The organism is Rhizobium sp. BK098 (assembly GCF_014193155.1).
GTDB lineage: Bacteria > Pseudomonadota > Alphaproteobacteria > Rhizobiales > Rhizobiaceae > Rhizobium.
The window spans coordinates 296,117-321,036 of record NZ_JACHYY010000005.1; the positions used below are offsets into that span (position 1 = coordinate 296,117).

Annotated in this window: 25 protein-coding genes; 17 read left to right on the forward strand and 8 right to left on the reverse strand. The window is 60.4% G+C overall.

Features of this window, described 5'->3' with window-relative positions:
* Positions 1 to 18 precede the first annotated feature (18 nt).
* The 7 genes from obgE to modC all read left to right on the forward strand — a co-directional run bounded on the left by obgE (position 19) and on the right by modC (position 7,385).
* A complete protein-coding gene (gene obgE / locus FHT73_RS15825; protein WP_183712845.1) occupies positions 19 to 1,110 on the forward strand; it encodes a GTPase ObgE in 1,092 nt (363 codons plus the stop codon).
* Positions 1,107 to 2,276: a glutamate 5-kinase gene (gene proB / locus FHT73_RS15830; protein ID WP_183712848.1), complete on the forward strand. Its 1,170-nt coding sequence runs from the start codon at positions 1,107 to 1,109 to the stop codon at positions 2,274 to 2,276. The genes obgE and proB overlap by 4 nt, the downstream gene beginning before the upstream one ends.
* Positions 2,269 to 3,552, forward strand: coding sequence for a glutamate-5-semialdehyde dehydrogenase (locus FHT73_RS15835; protein ID WP_112420364.1), 1,284 nt, complete (start codon positions 2,269 to 2,271; stop codon positions 3,550 to 3,552). Before proB ends, FHT73_RS15835 begins: the two co-directional genes overlap by 8 nt.
* A gap of 37 nt (positions 3,553 to 3,589) precedes the next feature.
* Positions 3,590 to 4,171, forward strand: coding sequence for a nicotinate-nucleotide adenylyltransferase (locus FHT73_RS15840; protein ID WP_244441482.1), 582 nt, complete (start codon positions 3,590 to 3,592; stop codon positions 4,169 to 4,171).
* A gap of 559 nt (positions 4,172 to 4,730) precedes the next feature.
* A complete protein-coding gene (modA, locus tag FHT73_RS15845; protein ID WP_183712851.1) occupies positions 4,731 to 5,528 on the forward strand; it encodes a molybdate ABC transporter substrate-binding protein in 798 nt (265 codons plus the stop codon).
* A gap of 85 nt (positions 5,529 to 5,613) precedes the next feature.
* Positions 5,614 to 6,315, forward strand: coding sequence for a molybdate ABC transporter permease subunit (gene modB, locus FHT73_RS15850; protein ID WP_112338664.1), 702 nt, complete (start codon positions 5,614 to 5,616; stop codon positions 6,313 to 6,315).
* Complete coding sequence (modC, locus tag FHT73_RS15855) at positions 6,312 to 7,385, forward strand: molybdenum ABC transporter ATP-binding protein (protein WP_183712854.1); 1,074 nt, start codon at positions 6,312 to 6,314, stop codon at positions 7,383 to 7,385. The genes modB and modC overlap by 4 nt, the downstream gene beginning before the upstream one ends.
* Here modC and FHT73_RS15860 read toward each other — a convergent pair whose 3' ends face one another.
* The gene (locus FHT73_RS15860) at positions 7,386 to 7,769 is read right to left on the reverse strand and encodes a winged helix-turn-helix domain-containing protein (RefSeq protein ID WP_183712857.1); all 384 of its coding nucleotides are present in this window, start codon (positions 7,767 to 7,769) and stop codon (positions 7,386 to 7,388) included.
* A 171-nt stretch (positions 7,770 to 7,940) separates the two neighbouring features.
* Here FHT73_RS15860 and FHT73_RS15865 point away from each other — a divergent pair, with 171 nt between their 5' ends.
* The 7 genes from FHT73_RS15865 to FHT73_RS15895 all read left to right on the forward strand — a co-directional run bounded on the left by FHT73_RS15865 (position 7,941) and on the right by FHT73_RS15895 (position 14,342).
* Positions 7,941 to 8,240: a DUF1330 domain-containing protein gene (locus FHT73_RS15865; RefSeq protein ID WP_183712861.1), complete on the forward strand. Its 300-nt coding sequence runs from the start codon at positions 7,941 to 7,943 to the stop codon at positions 8,238 to 8,240.
* A gap of 158 nt (positions 8,241 to 8,398) precedes the next feature.
* Positions 8,399 to 8,845 (forward strand): ribosome silencing factor, encoded by a 447-nt coding sequence (gene rsfS / locus FHT73_RS15870; protein ID WP_112338642.1) that lies wholly within the window; start codon positions 8,399 to 8,401, stop codon positions 8,843 to 8,845.
* A 115-nt stretch (positions 8,846 to 8,960) separates the two neighbouring features.
* Entirely contained in the window at positions 8,961 to 9,443 is a 483-nt protein-coding gene (gene rlmH, locus FHT73_RS15875) for a 23S rRNA (pseudouridine(1915)-N(3))-methyltransferase RlmH (RefSeq protein ID WP_112338641.1), read from the forward strand.
* 186 nt (positions 9,444 to 9,629) lie between these two features.
* Positions 9,630 to 11,060 carry a murein hydrolase activator EnvC gene (locus FHT73_RS15880; protein ID WP_246712134.1) on the forward strand — a complete coding sequence of 477 codons (1,431 nt, stop codon included), beginning with the start codon at positions 9,630 to 9,632 and terminating at the stop codon, positions 11,058 to 11,060.
* Positions 11,050 to 12,378 (forward strand): S41 family peptidase, encoded by a 1,329-nt coding sequence (locus tag FHT73_RS15885; RefSeq protein ID WP_015341735.1) that lies wholly within the window; start codon positions 11,050 to 11,052, stop codon positions 12,376 to 12,378. The genes FHT73_RS15880 and FHT73_RS15885 overlap by 11 nt, the downstream gene beginning before the upstream one ends.
* A 217-nt stretch (positions 12,379 to 12,595) precedes the next feature.
* On the forward strand, positions 12,596 to 13,789 hold the full coding sequence (locus FHT73_RS15890) for a divergent polysaccharide deacetylase family protein (protein WP_183712867.1): 1,194 nt from the start codon (positions 12,596 to 12,598) through the stop codon (positions 13,787 to 13,789).
* Between the two features lie 13 nt (positions 13,790 to 13,802).
* Entirely contained in the window at positions 13,803 to 14,342 is a 540-nt protein-coding gene (locus FHT73_RS15895) for an RNA pyrophosphohydrolase (RefSeq protein WP_183712870.1), read from the forward strand.
* Between the two features lie 137 nt (positions 14,343 to 14,479).
* On the opposite strand, the gene bfr is transcribed toward FHT73_RS15895, so the two are convergent.
* The 5 genes from bfr to FHT73_RS29515 all read right to left on the reverse strand — a co-directional run bounded on the left by bfr (position 14,480) and on the right by FHT73_RS29515 (position 21,297).
* Positions 14,480 to 14,965 (reverse strand): bacterioferritin, encoded by a 486-nt coding sequence (gene bfr / locus FHT73_RS15900; protein WP_041678027.1) that lies wholly within the window; start codon positions 14,963 to 14,965, stop codon positions 14,480 to 14,482.
* Positions 14,931 to 15,242 (reverse strand): (2Fe-2S)-binding protein, encoded by a 312-nt coding sequence (locus FHT73_RS15905; RefSeq protein WP_246699069.1) that lies wholly within the window; start codon positions 15,240 to 15,242, stop codon positions 14,931 to 14,933. Before FHT73_RS15905 ends, bfr begins: the two co-directional genes overlap by 35 nt.
* 139 nt (positions 15,243 to 15,381) lie before the next feature.
* Complete coding sequence (locus FHT73_RS15910) at positions 15,382 to 18,849, reverse strand: error-prone DNA polymerase (RefSeq protein ID WP_183712873.1); 3,468 nt, start codon at positions 18,847 to 18,849, stop codon at positions 15,382 to 15,384.
* Complete coding sequence (locus FHT73_RS15915) at positions 18,846 to 20,276, reverse strand: DNA polymerase Y family protein (RefSeq protein ID WP_246712141.1); 1,431 nt, start codon at positions 20,274 to 20,276, stop codon at positions 18,846 to 18,848. Before FHT73_RS15915 ends, FHT73_RS15910 begins: the two co-directional genes overlap by 4 nt.
* Before the next feature lie 40 nt (positions 20,277 to 20,316).
* On the reverse strand, positions 20,317 to 21,297 hold the full coding sequence (locus tag FHT73_RS29515; RefSeq protein WP_246712133.1) for a hypothetical protein: 981 nt from the start codon (positions 21,295 to 21,297) through the stop codon (positions 20,317 to 20,319).
* Positions 21,298 to 21,571: 274 nt separating this feature from the next.
* Here FHT73_RS29515 and FHT73_RS15920 point away from each other — a divergent pair, with 274 nt between their 5' ends.
* Positions 21,572 to 22,009, forward strand: a complete 438-nt coding sequence (locus tag FHT73_RS15920; RefSeq protein ID WP_106999598.1) for a metallopeptidase family protein — start codon at positions 21,572 to 21,574, stop codon at positions 22,007 to 22,009.
* A 424-nt stretch (positions 22,010 to 22,433) separates the two neighbouring features.
* Here the strand turns inward: FHT73_RS15920 and FHT73_RS15925 are convergent, their stop codons facing one another.
* Complete coding sequence (locus FHT73_RS15925) at positions 22,434 to 22,640, reverse strand: DUF1737 domain-containing protein (RefSeq protein ID WP_037155128.1); 207 nt, start codon at positions 22,638 to 22,640, stop codon at positions 22,434 to 22,436.
* Between the two features lie 37 nt (positions 22,641 to 22,677).
* Positions 22,678 to 23,622, reverse strand: a complete 945-nt coding sequence (locus tag FHT73_RS15930) for a CoA ester lyase (RefSeq protein ID WP_112606902.1) — start codon at positions 23,620 to 23,622, stop codon at positions 22,678 to 22,680.
* A gap of 111 nt (positions 23,623 to 23,733) precedes the next feature.
* Between FHT73_RS15930 and FHT73_RS15935 the strand changes: the two genes are divergently transcribed.
* A complete protein-coding gene (locus FHT73_RS15935; RefSeq protein WP_041677743.1) occupies positions 23,734 to 23,970 on the forward strand; it encodes a hypothetical protein in 237 nt (78 codons plus the stop codon).
* A gap of 185 nt (positions 23,971 to 24,155) precedes the next feature.
* Complete coding sequence (gene leuD, locus FHT73_RS15940; RefSeq protein WP_015341746.1) at positions 24,156 to 24,764, forward strand: 3-isopropylmalate dehydratase small subunit; 609 nt, start codon at positions 24,156 to 24,158, stop codon at positions 24,762 to 24,764.
* The last annotated feature ends 156 nt before the right edge of the window (positions 24,765 to 24,920 follow it).

Here is a 24,920-nt window from a genome sequence, read left to right on the forward strand (position 1 = left end):
CCGGGTGACGGACGTAAGATGAAATTTCTCGACGAAGCAAAGGTCTATATCAAGTCAGGCGACGGCGGCGCGGGGAGCGTCTCCTTCCGCCGCGAGAAGTTCATCGAATTCGGCGGCCCCGATGGCGGCGACGGCGGTCGCGGCGGCGATGTCTGGGTTGAGGCCGTCAACGGCCTCAATACCCTGATCGACTTCCGCTACCAGCAGCATTTCAAGGCCACGATCGGCACGCACGGCATGGGCAAGAACCGCGCCGGCGCCAAGGGCGAAGACGTGACGCTGAGGGTGCCTGTCGGCACGCAGATCTTCGAGGAAGATGGCGAAACCCTGATCTGCGACATCACGCAGGAAGGCCAGCGTTTCCGCCTTGCCGCTGGCGGCAATGGCGGCTTCGGCAACGCCTATTTCAAATCCTCGGTCAATCAGGCGCCCGATTGGGCCAATCCCGGCCTGCCGGGCGAAGAAAAGACCATCTGGTTGCGGCTGAAGCTGATCGCCGACGCCGGTCTCGTCGGCCTGCCGAATGCAGGTAAGTCGACCTTTCTTGCAGCGGTCAGCCGCGCCCGGCCGAAGATCGCCAACTATCCGTTCACGACGCTGCACCCCAATCTCGGCGTCGCCACCATCGATGGGCAGGAATTCATTCTCGCCGACATTCCCGGCCTGATCGAGGGCGCCCATGAAGGCGTCGGCATCGGCGACCGCTTCCTCGGCCATGTCGAGCGCACCCGCGTGCTGCTGCATCTGGTTTCCGCCCAAGAGGAAAAGGTCGGCAAGGCCTACAAGACCGTGAAGCACGAGCTCGAAGCTTACGGCAACAGCATCCCAGACAAGCCTGAAATCGTCGCTCTCTCGCAGATCGACGTGGTCGACGAAGAAACGCTAAAGAAGAAGACGCGCGAACTAGCACGGGCCTGTGGCAAAACGCCCTTCCAGATTTCCGCCGTCACCGGCCGCGGCATGACGGAAGTGCTGCGCGCGCTGCGCGACGTGATCGTCGAAGCCAATGCCGGCGAAGCGGACAAGCCGGCAAAGTCGCCGAAAGTGCGGCATCGCGACATGCCGCTTTCCGACGATGAGCATAGCGAAGACGGGGATCATCAGGGATGACTGCCCGCAGGCCGCTCGACCGCTACCGCCGCATCGTCATCAAGATCGGCTCCGCTCTCCTGGTCGATCGCAAGACCGGCTTGAAGAAATCCTGGCTCGACGGCATGTGCGCCGATATCGCCGCACTGAAGGCCAAGGGCATCGATATCCTGGTCGTCTCCTCGGGCGCAATCGCGCTTGGGCGCTCCGTGCTCGACCTGCCCTCCGGTGCGCTGAAGCTGGAAGAAAGCCAGGCGGCGGCGGCCGTCGGCCAGATCTCGCTGGCCCGCGCCTGGTCGGAAAGCCTGTCGCATGACAATATCGTCGCCGGCCAGATCCTGCTGACGCTCGGCGATACCGAAGAGCGCCGCCGTTACCTCAACGCCCGCGCCACCATCAACCAGCTCCTGAAGATCGGCGCTGTGCCGATCATCAACGAGAACGATACGGTCGCGACCAGCGAAATCCGCTATGGCGACAATGACCGCCTCGCGGCCCGCGTCGCAACCATGACCGGCGCCGATCTGCTGGTGCTGCTGTCGGATATCGACGGACTCTATACAGCCCCGCCGCATCTCGACCCCCAAGCGAAATTCCTCGATACGATCGCCGAAATCACGCCCGAGATCGAAGCTATGGCCGGTGGTGCCGCTTCCGAGCTGTCGCGTGGCGGCATGCGCACCAAGATCGATGCCGGCAAGATCGCAACCGGCGCCGGCTGCGCTATGATTATTGCGTCCGGCAAGACCGACCGGCCGCTGAACTCAATCGAAAGCGGCGCCCGCTCCTCCTGGTTTGCGCCATCGGGTACGCCCGTTACTGCCCGCAAGACCTGGATTGCCGGGCAGCTGCAGCCGGCGGGCGAATTGCATGTCGACGATGGCGCCGTGACCGCCCTTGGCGCCGGCAAGAGCCTGCTGCCTGCCGGTGTGCGCCGCGTCGTGGGCCATTTCGGTCGCGGTGACACAGTCGCCGTCATCGGCCCCTCCGGCCGGGAGATCGCCCGCGGCCTTGTCAGCTACGATGCCGAAGAGGCCCGCCAGATCACCGGTCGCAAATCGGCTGAGATCGAGGCAATCCTCGGCTATGCCGGCCGCGCCGCCATGGTGCATCGCGACGACCTTGTCATGACGTCATCCGTCAAGACGAAGGCCGAGAAATCGAAGAAGGATGAAGCTCATGCTTGATACAGTCGCACAAAGCCCCGACATCGACGCGCTGATGAACGATATCGGCCGCAAGGCCCGGGCTGCGTCGCGACCTCTGGCCTTTGCTTCGACCGAGAGCAAGAACAAGGCGTTGAATGCCATGGCGGATGCCATTCTGGCCCGCAAGGATCATATCCTCGCTGAAAACGCCAAAGACCTGAAAGACGTCGAAGGCACCGATATGCTTGCCTCCTTCGTCGATCGCCTGACGTTGAACGACAAGCGCGTCGCCGAGATGGCCGAGGGCATTCGCGCCATCGCTGCCCTCGCCGATCCCGTCGGCGAAGTCATCGCTGCCTGGGACCGCCCGAACGGCCTGAAGATCGAGCGCGTCCGCACGCCGCTTGGCGTCATCGGCGTTATCTTCGAAAGCAGACCGAACGTGACGGCCGACGCCGGCGCGCTGTGCCTCAAGGCCGGCAATGCCGTGATCCTGCGTTGCGGCAGCGATTCGCGCCGCTCCTCGCAGGCGATTCATGAATGCCTGGTCGAAGGGTTGAAGGCGGCAGGCCTGCCGGAACATGCCATCCAGCTCGTACCTGTCAGCGATCGCGCCGCCGTCGGCGCCATGCTGCGCGGCCTCGAAGGCAATATCGACGTTATCGTGCCGCGCGGCGGCAAGAGCCTCGTTGCCCGCGTCCAGACCGAAGCGCGCGTGCCGGTCTTTGCCCATCTTGAAGGCCTTTGCCACATCTATATCGATGCCTCGGCCAATCTGGAGATGGCGAAATCCATCGTCGTCAACGCCAAGATGCGACGCACGGGCATCTGCGGCGCTGCCGAAACGCTGCTCGTCGACAAGAAGGTCGCTTCCACCCATCTGAAGCCACTGCTCGACGGACTTGCCGCGGCAGGCTGCGAAATTCGCGCTTCGGCCGATGTGCTGAAGCTTGCACCCGGCCTGAAGGCAGCAACGGAAGAAGACTGGACAACGGAATATCTGGCCGCGATCATCTCGGTGGCCTTGGTCGATGGCATTTCCGGCGCAATCGAGCATATCGGTAAATATTCGTCGAACCACACCGAAGCCGTGATTGCCGAGGACCCCGCTATCGTCGAGCGCTTCTTCACGGAGATCGATTCGGCGATCCTGTTGCACAATGCCTCGACGCAATTTGCCGATGGCGGCGAATTCGGCATGGGCGCGGAAATCGGCATCGCCACCGGCAAGATGCATGCGCGCGGGCCTGTCGGCGTCGAGCAGCTCACCTCCTTCAAATATCGCGTTCGCGGCACCGGACAGATACGGCCCTGACGTGCTGAAAGAAGAGGTTGATCAACGCTATCTGCGCATGCCCCATGCCGAGCGCGGCATGGTGGTCGGTCTTTTCGGCGGCTCATTCAACCCGCCGCATGAAGGCCATGCACTCGTCGCCGAGATCGCCATCCGCCGGCTCGGCCTTGATCAGCTCTGGTGGATGGTAACGCCGGGCAACCCGTTGAAGAGCCGCAATCACCTGGCGCCGCTTGCCGAGCGCATCGCGCTTAGCGAGCAGATCCTCCACAATCCGCGTATCAAGGTGACAGCCTTCGAACAGACGCTGGGCATGAGCTACACGGCCAATACGCTGGCGCATGTGAAAGCGCGCAACCGCCATGTCCACTTCATCTGGATCATGGGCGCCGACAGCCTGAACACGTTCCATCGCTGGCAGAAGTGGCAGGAAATCGCGCAAACCTTCCCGATCGCCGTTATCGACCGGCCGGGATCGACGCTCTCCTACCTCTCGGCCAAGATGGCAAAGACTTTCCACTACGCCCGCGTCGACGAAGATGATGCCCGCGTACTCTGGAAGAAGCGGGCGCCGGCCTGGACCTTCATCCACGGACCACGCTCAACGCTGAGCTCGACGGCGTTGCGAGCCGCACAATAATCTCATCGATCTTTTGGAAAGGTCTGGAAAATAAAAAGCCCGACGCGGGAGGAGGTGCGTCGGGCTTTTGAACCTGATCAGCAACTGGGAGGAGGAGAGTTGCTGATCCACACCGGACGGCATTGGGAGGAGGAGATCGCCGTCTCGATGATTATGTTTTACCAGATTTCGCCGATTGATAAATGGGCGATTGCGCAATGCAGCAATGCATATAACGCATGGCTACGGAAATTTTCTGCCCAAAAAACGCTTCTTTTGCAAATTGAGCGCCACTTGGTTTTCAGTGTTCGGACTTAGTTCGGCGAAAGAATGACGCGAGACCCCACGGTTCGTAACGTTATGTCTCGCTTCGTGAGCGTTCGCCAATCCACTGGGCAAAGTCAGTCATGCATTTTTGTAATGCCCAAAGCCGTTCATATGCGCTGCGCCACGGAAAATCCATAGAATTCGTAGGGTTACGCGCCCTTATCGCGATATATTTTTGCGAACACATCCCTAGCCAAGCTTCGTCCGTCGTTATATCTCTCGAAATATGTCGACATCTTTGGGGAGAATTGAAATGACCACCAGCCGACGCCAATGGATCAAGCTTGCAACCGCAGTAGCATCAGCTGCATGGCTCGGCCTTTCGGTCATTCCAACACCGGTGTTCGCCGCCGACAAAATCGTCGTCTTTGCTGCCGCCAGCATGAAGAACGCGCTCGACAACGCCGATGCCGCCTTCACCAAGGAAACCGGCAAAGAGGTTACCGTCTCCTATGCTGCGAGCGGTCCGCTTGCAAAACAGCTTGAAAACGGCGCGCCGGCCGATCTCTTCATCTCCGCCGACACCAACTGGATGGATTATGTCGCTGGCAAGAAGCTGATCAAGGACGACAGCCGCGTCAACCTCCTGGGTAACAAGCTCGTTCTCGTCGCCGCCAAGGACAAGGCGAAGCCGGTCGAGATCAAGCAGGGCTTCGATCTGGCTAGCCTGCTCGGCGACGGTCGCCTGGCGATGGGCCAGCCGGAATCGGTTCCGGCGGGCAAATACGGCAAGACGGCGCTGGAAAAGCTCGGCGTCTGGTCGTCGGTTGAAAAGAAGGTCGCTGGCGCCGAAAGCGTGCGCGCGGCCCTTGCCTTGGTTTCGCGTGGCGAAGCGCCCTATGGCATCGTCTATCAGACCGATGTCTCCGCCGATCCGGGCGTTGCCGTCGTCGGCACCTTCCCCGCCGACAGCCATTCACCGATCGTCTACCCGATCGCCATCACCAGCGGCAGCAAGAACCCGGATGTACAAGCCTATTTCAATTTTCTGAAATCGGCTAAGGCTGTTCCCTTCTTCGAGCATGAGGGCTTCACCATCCTGAAGCAGTGAGCGTCATTGCCGCTGATTGGGCAAGGAAGGTTCAATCATCAGGCTCGCCGGTCGTGGCGGGCCCGAGATGTTTAAGGGGCGGGATTTGGACGCGTTGGGTTTAAGCAGCGACGAATGGACGGCCATAGAGCTGAGCCTGCGCGTTTCCATCGTCGCCATGCTGGTCAGCCTGCCCTTCGGCATCGGCGCAGCACTTCTGCTTGCGCGTGGCCGCTTTTGGGGCAAGTCGATCCTCAATGGCCTCATTCACCTGCCGCTGATCCTGCCGCCCGTCGTCACCGGCTTCATCCTTCTCATTCTCTTCGGCCGCAAAGGGCCGATCGGATCTTTGCTCGAGCAATATCTCGGCCTCGTCTTCTCCTTTCGCTGGACGGGTGCCGCACTTGCCTGCGGCGTCATGGGCTTTCCACTGATGGTTCGGAGCATTCGCCTGTCGGTCGAAGCCGTCGACCGCAAGCTGGAGGAAGCCGCCGGCACATTGGGCGCCAGCCCCATCTGGACCTTCGTGACCGTGACGCTGCCGCTGATCCTGCCGGGCGTCATCGCCGGCATGATCCTCTCCTTCGCCAAGGCCATGGGTGAATTCGGCGCCACTATCACCTTCGTCTCCAATATTCCTGGCGAGACACAAACGCTGTCTTCGGCGATCTACACCTTCACGCAGGTTCCAGGCGGCGATGCCGGCGCCATGCGCCTCACCATCGTCGCCATTGTCATTTCCATGGCGGCGCTGCTTGCCTCGGAATTCCTTGCCTATCTCGCCGGCCGCAGGGTGGATTTCGAATGACGTTCTCGGTCGATATCCGCCACCGCCTCGGCACCTTTTCGCTGGAGGCTGCATTCACCTCCGATGGCGGCGTGACAGCTCTTTTCGGCCGCTCCGGCTCGGGCAAGACGTCGATCGTCCGCATCATTGCCGGCCTGACGCGCCCTGATCACGGCCATGTCAGCCTTGACGATACCGTGCTCGCCGATACGACCAAGCAGATCTTCGTGCCGCGTCATCGCCGCCGCTTCGGCTATGTCTTTCAAGAGGCACGCCTGTTCCCGCATCTATCCGTGCGGCAGAACCTGAATTACGGCCGCTGGTTCGCACCCAAGAGCGGGCGCGGTGAAAGCTTTGACCGGGTCGTCGATCTGCTCGGCATTGGCGCGTTGCTCGACCGCAGGCCGGCCAAACTTTCCGGCGGCGAGAAACAGCGCGTCGCGATCGGCCGCGCCCTGCTTTCTTCGCCGCGGCTCCTGCTGATGGACGAGCCGCTTGCGGCGCTCGATGAAGCCCGCAAGGCGGAAATCCTTCCCTATCTCGAACGGCTGCGCGACGAGACGAAGATCCCGATCATCTATGTCAGCCACTCCATCGCCGAGGTGGCACGCCTTGCCAACCGCGTCGTCGTCATGCGCGACGGCAAGGTCGAGACGATCGGCGCCGCCGTCGACATCTTCAGCCAACTTTCCGGCTCGCTGGCGGCGGATCGCCGCGAAGCCGGTGTGCTGCTGGAAGGCCACGTCGAGGCAATCGACGATCGCCATCATCTGACAGTCGTTGCTCTGAAGACGGCAAAGCTCTTTGTGCCGGGCCAGGCGGCGGCTGTCGGCAAGACCGTGCGCGTCCATATTCCTGCCCGTGACGTCATGCTGGCAACGACGCGACCAGAAGGTCTGAGCGCCTTGAATATTCTCGATGGCAAAGTGCTGGGAATAGGCACGGCGGCTGACGGGGCGACTGAGATCAAGGTCGATTGCGGCGGCGACATCGTCACTGCCCGCATCACACAATTCTCGGCCGAAAGACTGGGGCTGCGCATCGGGCTGCCGATCCATGTGGTCATCAAGACCGTGGCGCTCGAACATTAGTCAGGATTTCTTCGCAGAAGCGTCCGCCGAGTTCCGATTGGCTTCGAGCCAATTCAGGTCATCGGCTATAGCCGCACGCAGCGTCGTTTCCATACCGCGAAAGCGCCTCAACAACTCTTCGCCGAAGGGCGTCAGGGCAGCGCCGCCACCCTTTTGACCACCACGCTGCGATTCCACGACCGGCTCGCGGAACATGTGATTGAGTTCGCTGATGAGCAGCCAGGCCCGGCGGTAGGACATATCCATGGCACGGCCGGCGGCCGAGATCGAGCCGGTCTCCTGAATATGCTCGAGAAGTTCCATCTTGCCGCGCCCGAGCCGATCCTGCCCCGAAAAGCTGATACGGAGAATGGGCTTCAAGGGTGGCTGCGGAGCATCTGTCATGGTGTCTGTAAGCAGTTGATCTCTGCATCATCTATACGTGGCCTTCGTCCGGCTGTACATGCCGACGGAAATGGACAAGCGGTTGAACCGGCCTATCTGATCTTCAAGAAAAAACGCATTGGCGCGCGAGTACAGACCGTGCCAGCCTTGAGGTTTGAGAGGAGGAAACCGATGCCAGCCTATATCATTTCCGATGTCACCGTCAGGGATAGCGAAGCCTTCCAGACCTACCGGACGCGCGCGGCAGCCTCTATCGCCCGGTACGGCGGCCACTATCTGGTTCGTGGCGGCCCGATCGAACGACTGGAGGGCGATTGGTCGCCGAATGCGCTCGTGATCGTGGAATTTCCGGATGTGGAACGAGCAAGAGCCTGGTACGGCTCGTCGGAATATGCGCATGCTCTCGAGGTCCGCGACCAAGCCCTCAGCCGCAACCTTATTCTTGTCGATGGAGTGCGCCAGGAAGGCTGATTTCCGTCTTCGGCACGAATATTCCCCCATATCTGGTGCGAAAGCGCACTATTCAGACACAAATCCTTGTCCTGAATGGCCGAAGTTGCCGGCCTGCGTCTTGAAACCTTAATGCTTTGATGCCTATCTTTGTAACGTGATCGACTCAGATCATTCACGTGCATGTTCTGTTACTCAAGGAAGGAAGAGCACTGACAACAGTACACGCCAAGGGAAGAACGCCTGTCGTTATCCCGAAGAGCTCGGAACGTGGCGCCGATGCCGCTGCCCGCGCCCTGCAAGCCGTCCTCGCAAGCCTCGAGGACTCCAAGGCCGAAAATATCGTCACCATCGACATTGCTGGCAAGTCTGCGCTTGGAGACTACATGGTCGTCGTCTCCGGCCGATCGAGCCGCCATGTCCTGGCGATTGCCGACCATCTCATGACCGATCTCAAGGACGAGGGCTTCGGCAATGCCCGCGTCGAGGGTCTCGATGGCGGCGACTGGGTGTTGATCGACACCGGCGACATCATCGTTCATGTCTTCAGACCCGAGATCCGCGAGTTCTACAACATCGAAAAGATGTGGGCAGCACCCGATCTCGACGAAGGCACGCTGCACTAACCGACGCCAGGAACACTTTCCCGGCCCCGTACGCAGCCTTACATCGCCGGAGATGAGCCTCCGGCAAGAGTTTCGTTTTGTGCCGCCATGACGGCGGATGTGCGTGGGAGCGGGAATGCGGATAGGTCTTTTTGCGGTGGGACGGCTGAAAGCCGGCCCTGAAAAGGATCTTGCGGCTCGCTATCTCGACCGTTTTGCCAAGGCCGGGCCCGCCATCGGCCTGGAAATGGCGCGCATGACCGAGGTTGCAGAAAGCCGCGCCTCCAATAGCGAGACCCGCAAGCGCGAAGAGGCGGGCCTGCTGCAGAAGGCGCATCCCGAAGGCGGCGTCCTCATCCTTCTCGACGAACGCGGCAAGGCGCTCGACAGCGAAGCCTTCGCCGCCATGCTCGGGGCATACCGCGATCAGGGCAAGCGCGACCTGACGATCGCCATTGGCGGCGCCGACGGCCTTGACCCCGCCCTCTACGACAAGGCCGACCTGACCATTTGCCTGGGCAAGCTGACCTGGCCGCATCAGCTCGTGCGCATCCTGATTGCCGAACAGCTCTACCGCGCCGTGACAATCCTTTCCGGGCACCCCTACCACCGGGTATGATTGCTCCATCCGTTTTGAAAACAGTTTGGCTTTCGCCGTTTTTGCGTTAACGGAACGCTCACACAGGCGTGTTTTGATTCCCGCCCTGAAAATGACGATGCTTCCTGGATGATCGCGGCAAATCAGCTTATTTTCGCGTGATCTGAGGGACCAGGCCGAACCGACTGGATGAGAAAAGCCCCGCCCATGCTTTCGCGTATCGTGCTGCCAGCTTTGGCGGCAACGCTCAGCATGGGCGTCTATATGGCAGGCCCTTTTTCCCAACAAGACGTCGCCCTCGCCCAGGAAACCGATACCATCACTGCGCAAGCACCCGACGATCGCTCTTCTACACCGCCGTCCGCGCAGGAGGCGCCTGACCCGGCGGCGGACCTTGCCCGCAAGCGCGACGAAACCCGCGCGCAACTCGATGCGCTTTCCAAGACGATCGGTCTTTCTTCCGGCAAGACGAAGGAATTGGAAGACAGCATCGCTTCCCTCGACAAGAGCACTGCTAGCCTGCGCCAGGCGCTGATCGACAGCGCCGCCCGCCGCAAGGAGCTGGATCGCAAGATCCAGCAGAGTGAGAAGACGCTGACGAATCTTGCCGTCAAAGAGGATAAGATTCGCGCTTCCCTGCATGATCGTCGCGCCCTGCTGGCCGAAGTGCTGGGTGCTCTCGAGCGCATGGGACGCAATCCACCGCCGGCATTGCTGGTAACGCCGGACGATGCGCTCGCCTCGGTGCGCAGCGCCATTCTTCTCGGCGCCGTCGTACCCGGAATGCGTAAGGAGACGGACAAGCTCATCGCCGATCTGACCGATCTCAGCAAGTTGCAGGCCGATACCGCCGCCGAAAAGGCCAGCTTCACCGCCGCCGTGACCAACAGTCTGGAGGAGGAGCGGCGCATGGATCTGCTTATTTCGGAGAACGACAAGCACAGCAAGGAAAATACGGCCCAGCTCGAGGCGGAGCGCAAGCGCGCGGAAGAGCTGGCGGGCCAGGCAACCAGCCTGGAAGGGCTCGTCGCCTCGCTAGAAAGCCAGATCGGCTCCGTACGCGACGCTGCCGCTGCTGCCCGCGCGGAAGAGGCGCGCCGGGCACAGATGAGCGAACAGCAGCGCGAGCAGGCGAGGGCCCTTGCCGAGAACGGTGTGCCCGATAAAAACCGCATTACGCCCGCATATCCCTTCTCAGACCTGAAGAAAAAGTTGGAGTTGCCCGTGGCGGGCGATATTCTCCGCCAATTCGGCGACGACGATGGCACCGGCCACACCGCGATGGGACTGACCGTTGCGACCGGCCCGGAAGCACTCGTCACGGCTCCCGCCGACGGCACGGTCGTCTATGCCGGCGCGTTTCGCAGCTACGGACAGATGATCATCCTGGATACGGGCGACGGCTATCACATGGTGCTGTCCGGCATGGACGCGATCAAGACGCGCCCGGGCAGATTCGTCTTCGCTGGCGAGCCGCTTGCCACCATGGGCCAAAAAAGAGTCGCGAGCGCGACCGCATTGGCGCTGGAAACGGATCGGCCAACGCTTTACATTGAATTCCGAAAAGATGGAAAACCAGTCGATTCTCGGCCCTGGTGGACCTCCAAAGACACTGGAAAGGCACGCAATGATACGTAGGGCTTCTCTTGTTCTCGTCGGCGCATTGATGGGTGCGACCGCGATGGGCGTTATCTACTCGGCGGTAGCGCCGGCGGAAGCCGCTGGCACTTCCACTTACAAGGAGTTGTCGATTTTCGGCGACGTCTTTGAGCGCGTCCGCGCGCAGTATGTGACTCCTCCCCAGGAAGACAAGCTCGTCGAAGCCGCCATCAACGGCATGCTGTCTTCGCTGGACCCGCATTCGAGCTACATGAACGCCAAGGATGCGGAAGACATGCGCACCCAGACCAAGGGTGAGTTCGGCGGTCTCGGCATCGAAGTGACGATGGACAACGATCTCGTCAAGGTCATCACCCCAATCGACGATACGCCTGCCGCCAAGGCCGGCGTCCTTGCCGGCGACTATATCACCGCCATCGACGGCCAGTCCGTCCGCGGCCTGAAGCTGGAAGACGCCGTCGAAAAGATGCGCGGCCCGGTCAAGACGCCGATCAAGCTGACGCTGCTGCGTAAGGGCGCGGACAAGCCGATCGAGCTCACGGTCATCCGTGACGTGATTGCCGTTGCCGCCGTCAAATCGCGCGAAGAGGGCGGCGATGTCGGCTATATCCGCATCATCTCCTTCACCGAAAAGACGACCCCGGATCTCGAAGCCGCGATCGCCAAGATCAAGAAGGATATCCCGGCCGACAAGCTGAAGGGCTACGTCCTCGACCTACGCCTCAATCCGGGCGGCCTGCTCGATCAGGCAATCAACGTTGCCGACGACGTGCTTGAGCGCGGCGAGATCGTTTCAACACGCGGCCGCAACCCGGACGAAACCCGGCGCTTCAACGCCACCCCAGGCGACCTGACCGACGGCAAGCCGATCATCGTGCTCACCAACGGCGGCTCGGCCTCGGCTTCGGAAATCGTCGCAGGCGCCTTGCAGGATCTGCGGCGCGCCACCGTGCTCGGCACACAGTCGTTCGGCAAGGGCTCTGTCCAGACGATCATCCCGCTCGGCGACGGCAACGGCGCGCTGCGCCTGACGACGGCCCTCTACTACACGCCGTCGGGCCGCTCGATCCAGGGCACCGGCATCACGCCTGACATCAAGGTCGACCAGCCGCTTCCCGACGATCTGAAGGGCAAGCTGACGACGGAAGGCGAATCCAGCCTGCCGGGCCACATCAAGGGCCAGAGCGAGACCGACAAGGGCTCCGGCTCTTCGGCCTACGTGCCACCGGATCCGAAGGACGATATCCAGCTCAACTACGCGCTCGACCTGCTGCGTGGCGCGAAGACGGATCCAGCCTTCCCGCCGAACCCCGAAAAGGCGGTTTCCTCCAAGTAAGGATTGGCGCCGGGCTGGAAACAGACCCGGCGCTTTCATGATGAGGGAGCGGGGCGCGCATATTGTCCCGCTCTTGTCGGTCGGCCTCTGAATCCGACGTCGCTCGGAACAGTCTTGTTCATGTTTTAGCACTTCGAGTGCCGCGGGCATTTTTCCGCTTCGCCGTGAGCGATATGCTCGAGGCCAATAGAGTTTTCCGCTTGGGGTGGATTGAAGCTTGGGAACGGATTTGCATGCACCGTTGGGACAAAATCGCGGCCCCGGCCGCCAGCGGCGCTCCATCCCCTTTGGACGCATTCTCGGCGGCTTCTGTCTGATCGCGATCGCCGGCTTTTCGCTCTATTCGGCGCTGATGCGCGATCCCCTGCAAAAGACTCAGCCTGTCGAAACGGCAAAGAAGGAAAATCCGGCACCTGCAGCCGAAACCAAGCCGGGGAGCACCGAACAAACCGGTCAAGCTGGATTGACCCAAGTCGACCCGCAATCCGGCGCCAATACCACGCGCGTGGTGACCGGCGACGGTTCGGTCGTCACCATGTTCAGCCCCAGCAATCGCGATGGCAGCGGCCCGGTCTTGATCAACGCCAATCAGGTGGGGCAGGATCCGCGCATGGCGGCAACGCCGAATGACAGCCTGCTGGAAGATTCGCCCTTCGGCAGGCTGCCGATCACCTCGCCAAGCGGTCTGCGGCCGATGGATCAATATGCGCGGCCCTGGTCCGGCGCGCGGGGCACCCGTATCGCTATCGTCGTCAGCGGCCTTGGGCTGAGCCAGACCGGCACGCAACGCGCCATCGAGAAGCTGCCGGAGGAAATCACCCTTGCCTTTGCCGCCAGCGGCAATAGCCTGCAGCGCTGGATGCAGGAAGCAAGGCGTGGCGGCCACGAGATCCTCATCCAGGTGCCGTTCGAGCCGTTTGACTATCCCGGCAACAATCCCGGACCGGATACGCTGCTGACTTCGCTGCCATCAGCCAAGAACATCGAAAACCTGCATAAGGCGATGGGCAAGATCACCAATTATACCGGCGTCATGAACTATCTCGGCGGCCGCTTCCTTGCCAATCCCGGCGCCATGGAACCCGTGCTGCGCGACATCGGCAAGCGCGGCCTGCTATTCCTGGACGACGGCTCATCCGCCCAATCGAAGTCCGGAATGCTTTCGAAAACACTGGAAGTGCCGCACGCTTTTGCCGATATCCAGCTTGACGGAGAGCTGCAGCAGGACGCTATCCTCAGGAAACTCGACGAGCTCGAGCGCATCGCCCGCCGCAACGGCTCTGCGATCGGCGTCGCTTCCGCCTTCGATGAAAGTGTCGACGCCATCAGCAAATGGAGCGAGGAGGCCGCCATGCGCGGTATCGAAGTCGTCGCGGTCTCGGCGCTTGCCGAGGATCCCAAACACCCCTGACCTGGAGAAAAAGATGAACACGCCCCATGCGACCGTGAAAGCCGAAGACCTGCCTTACCGTCCCTGTGTCGGCATCATGATCCTGAACCGGGAAGGCCTGGTCTGGGCTGGTCGTCGCATTCCGGTCGGCAATTCTGAATATGACGGCTCGCCCCAGCTGTGGCAGATGCCGCAGGGCGGCATAGACCTGGGCGAAGACCCGCTGAAAGCGGCCTATCGCGAATTATACGAAGAAACGGGCATGAAAACCGTGACCTTGCTCGCGGAAGCCATGGACTGGATCAATTACGATCTTCCGCCGCAGCTGATCGGCATCGGCCTCAAGGGGAAATATCGCGGCCAGACGCAGCGCTGGTTTGCCTTCCGCTTCGACGGCGACGAAGGCGAGATCGCCATCAATCCGCCACCGGGCGGCCATGAACCGGAATTCGATGCATGGGAATGGAAGCCCATGGCGGTGCTTCCCGACCTGATCGTTCCCTTCAAACGCTCGGTCTACGAGCAGGTGGTTTCGGAATTCAGCCACCTGGCCAATCTGAAAGCCGAAGACTGAAAATCAAGGCCGGCCGCAAAACGGTCGATTCATAAAGCAATTCCAGGAAAAGCTTGCGCGCTTTTCCTGGAATTGGGTGAAAACAAAGATATGGAGCGGTTCAGAGATTTAAAAACTGAGCCGCTCCAGTATGTCGCTTATTCCGCGGAATCGGCGGAGTCGGCATTAAGCTGGCCGTATTTGGCTTCGCCGATCTTGTCGAGCAGTTCGAGCTGGGTTTCGAGGAAGTCAATATGTCCTTCCTCATCCGCCAGAAGCTCTTCGAACAGCTTCATGGACACATAATCGCCGGCATCGTGACAGATGTCGCGGGATTTCTTGTAGGCCGTGCGTGCGTCGTATTCGCCGGCGAGATCGGCTTCCAGCACTTCCTTGACGTTCTGACCGATGCGCAGCGGCGCGAGCGTCTGCAGGTTCGGATGACCTTCGAGGAAGATGATACGGGCAACGAGGCGGTCGGCGTGCTGCATCTCCTCGATGGATTCTGCGCGCTCTTTCTTGGCAAGCTTGGTGTAGCCCCAGTCTTCGAGGAGTCTGTAGTGAACCCAATATTGGTTGACTGCGCCGAGCTCGAGGAAGAGTGCCTCGTTAAGCCGCTCGATGACCTTTTTGTCGCCTTTCAATGTCCGCTCTCCTGTTGTCTTCATGGAATTTTTTCAGGCGGGACATGAAATCAAATATCTCCGCTTCCGTCGAGTGGCGGCGGGCATGATAATCCTGGGTTGTCTGTATAATGATATCAACGACATTCGGGAAGCAGCCGCAGCAACGACCGCGCTTTTCCATCGCGTGATAAACCTTGGCGGGAACGATGAGCTGCCAACAGTCCTGATCAAGGAACTCGTTGATGACGTCCCGGATTTCTTTGTCGGTGATGTAATTACAACTGCAAACTAGCATTCTTCGCTCAGCCCGTCAAACATGACATTTGCTGTCTTGTTATCTGCTAAAGAAGACGCTCTTTGTCAAGAAAGAAACGATTCGAATCTCGTCCGCCGGCCGAGTTCCGAAGCTTTTGCCCGATACGAAGCCCGCAATCTCAATGGAAATTGCGGCCTCGCGGCATAACTTTCGCCGTTTCGGCCCCATGGCTGCGGCCTTCCGTCACTGCCCCACCATCGGAAGAAGGCGCCAGAAAGACGGACTTCCGCTTCTCCCTGTGATCCATGGTCGGCCGCAGGGCCTCATCCGCCCGGTCGCTGACACCAAACCGTCGCGCCTCGCGCTGCAGAATACCAAGTGCCGGCGTCATATCCTCGATATGATCGACCACCACATGGATGACGCCGCTTTCGCTCTGCAGCCGGCCACGGATCTTGACCAGCCGCGCGCCCATGACGATGGCACGGTATTTCTCGAACTTCTTCGGCCAGACGATCGCATTGGCGACACCGGTTTCGTCCTCCAGCGTCATGAAGATCACCCCCTTGGCCGAACCCGGCCGCTGGCGCACCAGCACCAGCCCGGCGATCGTCACCATGCGGCCGCTGGCGATACCGGGCAAATCCCGGCTTTGCACGATCCCCTGCCGGGCGAAATCGGTACGCAGGAAGGAAACCGGATGCGCCTTCAGGGATAGCGACAGATAGCGATAATCCTCGATGACCTGCTCGCCAGGCAGCATTTCCGGCAGCGTAACCGCCGGCTCGACCTGCAGCTCCGCATGGTCGCCGAGATCGAAGAGGGGAAGCGTTTCGGCGGCACTGCCGGCATCGAGCGCCCGCACAGCCCAAAGCGCCTCACGACGGCTGAGGCCGATGGAACCGAACGCATCCGCATCCGCCAGGCGCTCGATCTGCGCCTTGGCAAGCCCGGAGCGCAGCCAAAGATCGCGCACGGATCGATAGCCATCGCCCCGGCGCTCAACGAGCTGGTTCATCTCCTCCTCGGACAGACCCTTGACCTGCCGAAAGCCGAGGCGGACAGCACATTGCGTCTTGATATCATCGCGCATCGACGCATGGCGCCGCTCGATCGCGCCCGGATCGAAACGCGCCTTCTCCAGCAGGCAATCCCAGCTGGAGCGATTGATATCCACCGGCCGCACCTCGACGCCATGCTCGCGCGCATCGCGCACCAGCTGCGCCGGCGCATAGAAGCCCATCGGCTGGGCATTGAGGATCGCCGCACAGAAGACGTCGGGATAATAGGTCTTGAGCCAGGACGAGGCATAGACGAGCAGAGCGAAGGACGCCGCATGGCTTTCAGGGAAACCATATTCGCCGAAGCCTTCGATCTGGCTGAAACAGCGTTCGGCAAAGTCCTGAGGATAGCCATTCGCGACCATGCCTGAAACCAGATCCTTTTTGAATTCATCGACTCTCCCCGTTCGCTTGAACGTCGCCATGGATCGGCGCAGCCGATCGGCCTTGGCGGGCGAAAATCCGGCCGCGGTAATGGCGATCTGCATCGCCTGTTCCTGAAACAGCGGAACCCCCAAAGTTCGCTCCAAAACAGCCTTCAACTCCGGACGATGATATTCGATCGGCCGCTTGTGAAGATCGTCATCCCGCCGCTTAAGGTAAGGGTGAACCATGTCTCCTTGAATGGGGCCGGGGCGAACGATCGCCACCTCAATGACCAGATCATAGAACTTGCGGGGCCGAAGACGCGGCAGCATGCTCATCTGCGCCCGGCTTTCGATCTGAAAGACGCCGATCGTATCGGCACGGCAGATCATGTCATAAACCGGCTTGCCATCCGGATATTCCTTGCTCCCAAGATCGGCGAGCGCCTTCTTCACATCGTAATGCAGCAGCAGGAGGTCGAAAGCCTTGGCGAGACAGGTCAACATGCCGAGCGCAAGCACGTCGATCTTCAATATATTGAGATTGTCGAGATCGTCCTTATTCCACTCGATCATGTAGCGATCGTCCATCGCCGTATGCATGATCGGCACGACCTCATCCAGCCGATCCCGGGTGATGACGAAGCCGCCGACATGCTGGGTCAGGTGCCGCGGAAACCCCATCAGCGTCGAGGCATAGGAAAGGACGTTGCGTGTCGTCTTGTTCGTGAGATCGAGGCCGGCAATCTTCGCCTCACGCTCGGACAGCTCCTCCGTCGACCAGCCCCAGACACCGCTTGCAAGGGCCGACTGCACATCCTCCGACAAACCGAAGGCTTTCGCCACTTCGCGGCCGGCCGAGCGCGCCCGATAGCTGGTGACCGCCGCGGTCAGCCCGGCATGCTCCTTTTTGTAATGCCTGTAGATGAACTGAATGACTTCTTCGCGTTTCTCATGCTCGAAATCAACGTCGATATCAGGCGGCTCCTCGCGCTCCGTCGAGATGAAGCGCTCGAAAAGCAGGCTTGTTAATTCGGGATTGACCTCGGTAATCCGAAGGCAATAACAGACCGTCGAATTGGCGGCCGATCCGCGCCCCTGACACAGGATATTCGCACTGCGGGCAAACTCCATGATGCGGTGCACCGTCAGGAAATAAGGCTCATATTGCCGTTCCCGAATGAGCTTGAGCTCATGCTCGATCTGCGCCGAAACCTTTGACGGGATCCCTCCGGGAAAGCGCCACTCGGCGCCCTCCCATGTCAGCCGCTTCAGCGTCTCCGCAACGGTCTCTCCAGGAACGCTTTCGTCGGGATAATTGTGTTTTAGCTCGTCCAGTGAAAAAGAAAGCCGGCTAAAAAACTTCTGCGTATTGGCTATAGCCTTCGGATAATCCCGGAACAGACGTGCCATCTCGGCAGCGTCCTTCATGTAGCGCTCGGCGTTCGCTGCCAGTTTGAAACCAGCCTCGGCGATCGGTACATGTTCGCGGATCGAAACGACGATATCGGCAAGCGGCTTGCGCTCGGTCGCATGATAGAGCGGCTGATTGCTGGCGATCAGCCGCACGCCATTGCGCTGCGCCAGGATGGAAAGCGTGGCGAAGACCATCCGGTCCCGCCCGTCATAGGCCGGCGACAGGACCATGTGGAATTTCCTGCCGAAGCGCATCCATAACCGCTTCAGGCATTGCTCCAGCTTTTCCTGCCCTTCTTGCGTCTCGACACTTGTCGCATCGGGAATAAGCGCCAGCATCATCTCGTCACCCCATTCCACGAGGTCGCTTTCATTGAGGATGCAGGTGCCTTTTTCGCCGCGCAGATTACCGGCGCTCAGCAGCCGGCAGAGATGCGCCCAGCCCTTTCGGTTTTCCGGATAGGCAAGAATGTCAGGTGTGCCGTCCGAAAACACAAGGCGCGCGCCAGGCTGGAAAGGAACCGGCTTCAGAAGCGGCTTTTCTGGCTTGCCCTTCGCCTGAAGCTCCAGGTTCTTCTCAATGCCCTCCTTGTACTTCTCCCGGAGAAGCTTGGTATGCGCATGCGCCTTGACCACGCCGGCAACCGAATTGCGGTCGGCGATCCCAAATCCGGAAAGTTTCAGGATGGCGGCCTGCGCCACGATTTCCTCCGGATGTGAGGCACCTTCAAGAAAGGAGAAATTCGTTCTCACGCCGATCTCAAAGAAGGGTACGGGTTCGTGAAAGCTCGGGCGCGCGTTCATGCGAAGACCCCGTGCATGTACCAATCCGGCGTTGTGCCGCCTCGGCCATAGAGCCCCTTGCGGAACAGCCAGAAACGATGGCCCTCCTCATCCTCGACCTGGAAATAATCGCGGGCAGGCTCTTCCTTTTCCTCGACCCACCATTCCGCCGAAAGCCGCTCCGGCCCTTCGGCCCGGCTGACCCGATGCATCACCCGCCGCCAGCGGAACTGCCGGGGAGGGCCGTCGGGCACTTCGGCAGCAATGGTTTCGACCAGCTCCGGCATACGAAACAGCCGGAGCGGCCGTTCGCCGCGGAAGAAACCATGATGGCCGGCATCCTCCTTACCTGTGCGCCGCTTCGAGGCGAGGATAGCCATGGCCGGCAGCGGCCGCACGGCCCGCTCAGGGATATGGCTCTGCCGCAGCTCGAACCCTTGCAGACAGTCCGGCCCCAGCCGGGCGGCCACACGATCCACGAAGGCGGCAAGAGATCCTTCCTGGCGGTCTTCTCCGACAAAATCGCCTTGCATGGCATCGAAGGGCGCATGCTGAAGCACATTGAGGCGGATGATTTCGAAACCGTAACCGACATCGAGATCGTCATGAATGGCGCCGAAGCGCTCCGTGAACAGGCTGGCGATCCGGTTCGGCTCCCGCAGCGGTTGCGATGCGCCGGCCGCGATGCGGAAAACCGCCCCATCCACCCGGAAAAGCAGAAGCTCGAAGGAACGGCCGCCGACGCCGCGCGCCTCCAGCCCCGGCTTCAGGGTTTCGGCAAGCTGGCGGGCAAGCTGAAGAATATCCTCTTCCGCCTGCACCGGCTCGGCAAGCCGGCGCTCGGCTGACAATTGCGCGACCGGGCGACGCGGCGAAATCGGTTCCTCGACGAGGCCGACAGCCTGATCGAGCCGCAACATTAGCTGCGCACCGAAACGGCGGGCAAGCGGCGCACGCGGTGCTGCCAGAAGGTCGCCGACCTGCTTCAGGCCCATCTTCTGCAAAGCGGCGACAATCTCCTCGCCAAGCCGAAGACATGCAACCGGCAGCGGTGCCAGTGCCTCTTCCATGGCTTCAGGCGGAACGATGCGGCTCTCGTCAAAGCGGGCGACGGCCCAGGAGAGGCCGGGCGCAGAGGAAATGGCGCCGCGCACATCGAAGCCCAGTCGGGAAATCCGGATCAAGATATCCTCGAGCAGCGCCTCTTCGCCGCCGAAAAGATGGGCGCAGCCGGTAATATCGAGAAAAAGGCCGTCCTTGCCGTCGATCGCCACCAGCGGCGTATAGCGGTCGCACCAGTCGGCGATCGCTTCCAGAAGCTTGCGATCCGCGACCGGATCCTCCTCGACGACATCGAGATCAGGACAGATCGCCTTTGCCTCGGCCACGCCCTGACCCTGCTTCAGGCCGATCATTTCAGCCCGTTCATTGAGCGCAGTCAGCCGCATGGCATTGTTGAGCTTGCCGGCACAGGCAAGCGGCGGCGCTTCAAGCCTGCCTGTCGAACGCCAGGACAGACCCCAGCGCTTGCGCGCGATCCGATCGGTCGGCAGATGCGGGAAGGTCAGCGCCAGAATGCGCTGCGTGTTCGCCGGGAAAGGCAGGGTACTGAACATCGGAGACAGGGGCAAAGCGGCGGTCATGGGCATTCCACTCCAGGGTTATGGAAAGAGGCGCCGGGTTGCGGCTCTTTTCCAAGGTCAGACGAAAAGCCGGGTGACCGATGCTGCCGCCAAGCACCGATCCGTCCGGCAGGGGCCGCGCCTGTGCCGGCGCGGGTTCGACGGAAAAGCGGAAGAGGGCGCTGCTTGCTTCCTCCTCGCCTCCCTGTCGCAACAGAAACAAGGGCCGTCCCGCCGCCTTGGCCCTCAGCGCCAGCCGCCGGCTCTCCGTCAGACCGAAACGGGCGGGATTGCCGCGCACTTCCAGAATGACGACGGCAAAGGCAGCACTGCCAAGGGCTGCTTCCGCCACCCAGAGCGCATCGTCGAGCTTGCGCGGCGACGCCTGCAGGAGAGCCTGAGGCTCCAGCCCGAAATCGCCGATGCCGATGGCATAGGGCAGGCCTGCCTCCATCCTTGCCACCGTATCGCCGATCCATAGGACCGGCGACTTGGCCGCGGTCTTATCCGATGCTCGCGCATGCAGTCTCGCCGCAAGCGCCAGGGCAAAGCCGCTCGCCGCCCCGGCATCGCGCAGGCCGAGCGAGCGGATTTCCGTCAGCGCATCGAGCGGCAAACCGCCTTGCAGAGCCGCATCGAGTTCATCGACGCCGATCGGAAGGAGCGACTGTTCAAGCGTAGGCTCAGTAGGCAGGGATTTCGCACTACCCATCGCCTCTCTCACCGGCTTGTCTGCCAAAGCCTCATGCGCCGAGGCTGCCAGCGCCGGGATCGGCCTGCCTTCCAGTCGGGCAATGGTTTCACGCAGGGCAAAAAGCGTTTCCCGCGCCACGGCAGCCTCGGCCATGACGTTCACTCCAGATCGATAATGTTCCTGTTATGTTCTTATGGATTCCAGAGCTTGGAGAAAGAGTCAACACCATTTCATAAGAAAATATTCCTGTGAACCGAGCCAGATGATTTCGGTCTGTCGCCCGAAAATCCGAATCCGCTCTAGAATCAAAAAAGTAGAGCATGATGTCGATCGAAAACCGCTCAAACACTTTTCGGCATCACGCTCTATTCCGCTCTCGTAAAAGCAGCGCAAAGTCTCTATATGACCAGCCAAGGAAGGAATATTCATGGCTCGCGTTGACCAGAGCGAAGATTGGCGGGATCGCCATTCTCCCTCCATCAGCACATTCGAATCCCTGGCAATGGAGGCTTACAGCCACTTGCCGGAGGAATTCCGCTCGCTCACCGGCAACCTCGTCATTCTCATCGAGGATTTCCCGGATGACGAAGTGTTCGAGGATATGGCGCTGGAAACACCCTTCGACCTGCTCGGTCTCTTCGAAGGCCGCGGCATCTCGGAGCGCTTTACCGCCCAGACCGGCGATATGCCCAATAAGATCCGCCTCTATCGCCGGCCGATCATCGACTATTGGGCCGAGAACGATGAAACTCTCGGCGACATCATTACCCATGTCCTGATCCACGAGATCGGCCACCATTTCGGCCTGAGCGACGAGGACATGGAGCGCATCGAGGCAAGCGCCGAAGAAGCGACGGATCGGTGATATCTTTCGTCAATAAAATTTACTATCATCCGATATATTGTAGATTCACTCGCAACGGATAGGATAAAGTGACTTTAAGGATAAGCCTATTATTTAGCGCTTCATTCCTTCTCCTATTGATAATAGGAGATTACTTTAAGGTTGGCGCACCGGATCTTAATGAAAATCCTGTCACAAACTTCGCCAAGCTCATATATTTTATTGGCATCTTCAGCTCCTTCACCTTTGGCTTAGGGAGCAGCATGCTGAGCATGTCCTTACGCTCATCCCTTAGAAAGGGCGAGGACATCACGTATGTAAAAGAAAATCCGATAATCTGGCTTTTGACATGGCGTGAAGTAAAAGACGAGATCAAACGCATTTAGGGCTATTTAGGCTCCAATGGCAGCCAATGCTCGTTGAAGCCCGTTCGCTCATCAACTTATTACTGCTCCGAAAGCTTCATATCCGGATCGTAATCCTTGCCGGCAACTTCCTTGACGACGGCCTGGCCGCACTCCATACGCCCGCTTGCAGAATTGAAGCCATAGGTCGGCGAGCCGTATAGCTCCCAGCCCTTGTTCAGCGCCGCACTGACCTTGTGGCAGAAGGAAGCGTCATCGGGGCCGGTGAGGAAGCGGTAGAGTTTCATTAGGGCATCTTTCGTATTTGGCCGGGCAATTCGACGGTCAGACCTCGGTGCGGGGCGCCGCTGCCGTGCCCGAAGAGCGCTGTTCGATCAGGCGAGCTTTATGAATGAGTCTTTCCGCCTGGACAAGGTGCAGCCGCTCCACCATGCGCCCGCCAAGGTTCACGACATTGAGAGTGGCGGCGCTCGGGTCGGCAAAAGCCGCAATGATGGCTTCGGCCTCGGCAATGGCAGCCTCAGCCGGGCCGAAATGCCGGTTGGCCGCCTCGATCTGGTTTGGATGGATCAGCATCTTGCCGGCAAAGCCCATGGCGACACCCTGGCCGCATTCTGCTTCGAACTCCTCGGCATTCCTGAAATCGTTGAAGACGCTGTCGATCGCCTCAAGGCCGTAAGCGCTGACGGCCAATATCACCTGCATCAGCCAGGGCACGAGATAGGGGCGACCGGGCTGCGGCAGAACGCCCGTTTCCTTTCTGAGGTCGTTGAGACCGACGACGAAACAATCGAGCCGGCTCCCTGCCGTGCGCCCGGCTTCGGCGATCGCGGCCGCATTCAGGATGCCGCGCGGCGTCTCGATCATGGCCCAGATACGCAAGTCTTCCGGTGCATCGGCTTCCGCAAGCCGGTCACTGACATCGCTTACGTCCTGCGGCTCGTCCACCTTCGGCAGCAACACCGCATCCGGCTCCAGCTCCGTAACCAGCGCCAGGTCATCGGCACCGAAATTGGAGGAGAGCGCATTGATACGGATGATCCGCTCCCTGCCGGGAAGCGGCGAGACCGCAAAGAAGGCCCGGAGATTCTCCCGCGCCTCGGCCTTTTTCTCCGGCGAAACCGAATCCTCGAGATCGAAGATGACCGCGTCGCATTCGAGGCTCGAAAGCTTGTCCAGCGCGCGTCGGTTGATAGCGGGAACGCTCAAGACCGATCGGCGCAGACGGGCGGGACGGGACGAAGGGCTTTGGCTCGCAGATTGGCTCATTGTGCCGTTTTGCCGCGCTTTTAATCGGCAGGCAAGTCAACAAAAAGCCATGCTCCTCTTGCAGATGACAATCATGAGGGCCACATTGCTTGATGTAGAGAGGTCTCGACCATGCAGAATATTCGTTCCCTGTTCATCGCACTTGCCGGTATCACCGTGTTTGCAGCCATGGCGCTGTTTACCGTTTCGGTCACGCTCGCCGTCGGCGCTATCCTTACCGTGCTGATGGCAGCCCGCGCGATTTCGCTGCGCATGAAGCCGGCCCCGGTGCACGCCAAGGCGAAGACGAACGGCCAGCGCGAAATGCGCATCTGGAACGACGGTCGCGGCACGATCATCGACCTCTAGGATTGAAAGCAGGGCAGGGCGGTCTATCCGGCGGGCCTATGTGTGCGATCAGGCCTCGTCCTGAAGGGCACGACGACCCAAAGCGCCGCGTTTTAGAGCATTTCCAAGATTTTCCTTCATTTCGGGCCGGATTTGCTCTATTGGCAGGATAATTCGTGCTTAGACGAGAATGAAGGCAGGACCCCATGGACAAGTTCGTGAAGTTGACCGGTGTCGCAGCACCCCTCCCGGTCGTCAATGTCGATACCGACATGATCATCCCGAAGGATTATCTGAAGACCATCAAGCGCACGGGTCTCGGCAAGGGGCTCTTCGCTGAAGCCCGCTACAATGAAGACGGTTCTCCGAACCCGGATTTCGTGCTGAACAAGCCGGCCTATCAGAATGCCAAGATCCTCGTCGCCGGCGATAATTTCGGCTGCGGCTCCTCGCGTGAGCATGCTCCCTGGGCGCTTCTCGATTTCGGCATCCGCTGCGTTATTTCAACCAGCTTCGCTGACATCTTCTACAACAACTGCTTCAAGAACGGCATCCTGCCGATCAAGGTCAGCCAGGAAGAGCTCGACAAGCTGATGGACGACGCCTCGCGCGGCTCCAACGCCATTCTGACGGTCGATCTCGAAAACCTCGAGATCACTGGCCCGGACGGCGGCTCGCTGAAGTTCGAACTTGACGAATTCAAGCGCCACTGCCTGCTGAACGGCCTCGACGATATCGGCCTGACGCTGGAAAAATCCTCTGCGATCAGCGACTTCGAAAAGACGAACGCCGCATCGCGCCCCTGGGCTGCCTGATCGGTCTTTCCCTTATCGCATGTTTCGAAGCCGGGCCTTGCGCCCGGCTTTTTTCATGCCGGGCATATTAGACTCCCTCTCCCCGCCTGCGGGGAGAGGGGACTATCCCGCAATTATCACAGCCCAGGAGCGGAGACCGCAAATCCCGCGAAAACA